This window comes from Loigolactobacillus zhaoyuanensis, assembly GCF_003946385.1.
Taxonomy (GTDB): Bacteria; Bacillota; Bacilli; order Lactobacillales; family Lactobacillaceae; genus Loigolactobacillus; species Loigolactobacillus zhaoyuanensis.
Genome location: NZ_RHOE01000128.1, coordinates 1 through 2,125 on the forward strand (window position 1 = coordinate 1; position 2,125 = coordinate 2,125).

Genomic DNA, 2,125 nt, shown 5'->3' on the forward strand with positions numbered 1-2,125 from the left:
GACTGTGGTATTCTGTTCTTGCATCAAGACAATAACCTCTTTCATTGTTTGTGTTGGAACATCAATGATAACAGAGATTTGTCTTGGTGTTTTTTATTTTTTCAATTAGCTGGATCTAATTGGCTAACTTGATTATAAAACGCGCGTTTATTAAGTGATATCGAAAAAGGGAGGGTTTAAAATGAATGATTATCGTATTTCTGAGATCTACCCAACTGAAAAGGAGCGCAATCAATTAGTTGATGCGCTATTGCAGACAGAAGGCATCAACCGCGATAAAAATCTAGATTATACGTGTGGTGTTTTTGATACTAACGATGAACTAGTCGGAACCGGCAGCTGTTTTGGCAACACGTTACGCTGCCTCGCCATTCGCGATGATCACCAAGGTGAAGGACTGATGAATACCTTAGTTAGCCACCTGATCAGCGTACAATTTCAGCGCGGCAATACGCATTTATTTGTTTATACTAAAGTTAAATCAGCGCCGTTCTTTAAGGATTTAGGCTTTACCGCAATTGCTCAGGTGGCTGATAAATTAGTTTTTTTGGAAAACGAAGCAGCTGGTTTTTCTAATTACTTGGATCAACTGGAAAAACCACAACAAACAGCTGGAAAAATTACGAGTATAGTGGTCAACGCCAATCCATTTTCGTTAGGCCATCAGTATCTGATTGAAAAAGCTAGTGCAGAAAACGATTTAGTCCACCTTTTCATTGTTAGTGAAGACGCTAGCCTAATTCCTTTCGCAGTCCGAAAGCAATTGGTGGAACAAGGTACCGCGCATTTAGATAACATTGTTTACCACACTACAGGACCGTACATTATCAGTAATTCAACGTTTCCTAGTTATTTTTTGAAGGATGATGACACGGTGATCCGTACGCAGGCCGCATTAGATATCGAATTGTTTATTAAAATTGCCCAGCGCTTAGATCTGACTAGCCGTTATGTTGGCGAAGAGCCATACAGTCAAGTAACGCGGATTTACAACGAAATTATGGTTGAAAAATTAGCTCAGGTTGGTATTACCTGTCACGTGATTCCACGGCGCCAGGTAGCTGATGAGGTGATCAGTGCTTCAAAAATTCGCTTGGCATTAAAAGAAGATAATCTGGCGACTGTGAAACGGATGGTGCCACAGTCAACTTATGATTTCTTCCAAACGGTGGCAGGAAAGGCAATTATCGCTAAAATTAAGCAAAGCACGCAGATCGTTCATTATTAATAAATACAATACCCCCCTAATTAACTTCAATTAGGGGGGTTATTGTATTCTGATTATTTAGTCAACGTCGATCGTTACCTCAACGAGCTGCGTGGGAACGTCGTAAAATGGATCTTCCCGCCGGCCTAAGAAATCTTTGGCTTGTTCGGGGAACAACGCATACATCAACACATCTTCAGTTGAATGGGCGTATTGACCAATTTCTTTGCGATAATTGACCATTTGTGGCGCGATCAGATCGGCTGGCCGCACCGTGATCACGTCAGGGTCGTCGCCAATGATCTTGTGGCGGATCGCGTCAGAGACCGGCACAGGTGGTCGGCCATAATAGCCCTTCACGTAGTCTTTGATCTCTTTAGGGACCAACTTGTAGCGTTCGCCACTGATCACGTTCATGACGGCTTGAGTGCCCACCATTTGTGATAACGGCGTGACTAATGGCGGATAGCCTAGATCAGCGCGCACATGCGGCACTTCTTCTAATACAGCTTGATATTTATCTTCCAAGCCTTGTTCTTTTAACTGATTGAGCAAGTTCGACAACATGCCACCCGGTACTTTATACAGTAACGTCCGTGGCTCTGTGTCCTTAACTTTAGGGTTCAATAAGCCAGCTTGACGGAAACGGTCGCGCACCGGGTTAAAGTGTTCGGCGATCTTAGATAACTTGTTGATATCTAAGTTAGTCTGGTAGCCGAGCCCTTCTAAAGCGATGGCCATTGATTCTGTACTGGGCTGACTGGTGCCACCAGAAAATGAGGAGATCGCCGTATCGATAATATCGGCGCCTGCTTCAACGGATTTCAAGTAAGTCATTTCGGAGATGCCACTAGTCGCATGGGTATGGACCTCTAACGGTAGATCGACTGCGGCTTTGATCTCACTGACTAACTGATA

The 2,125-nt window shown here is 43.6% G+C and carries 1 protein-coding gene and 1 pseudogene; one reads left to right on the forward strand and one right to left on the reverse strand.

Annotation, left to right across the window (positions count from 1 at the left end):
* Positions 1-181 precede the first annotated feature (181 nt).
* The gene (gene citC, locus EKM76_RS13160) at positions 182-1,228 is read left to right on the forward strand and encodes a [citrate (pro-3S)-lyase] ligase (protein WP_125551008.1); all 1,047 of its coding nucleotides are present in this window, start codon (positions 182-184) and stop codon (positions 1,226-1,228) included.
* Positions 1,229-1,285: 57 nt separating this feature from the next.
* Here the strand turns inward: citC and EKM76_RS13165 are convergent.
* A pseudogene (locus EKM76_RS13165) lies at positions 1,286-2,125 on the reverse strand (oxaloacetate decarboxylase subunit alpha); the annotation flags it as partial.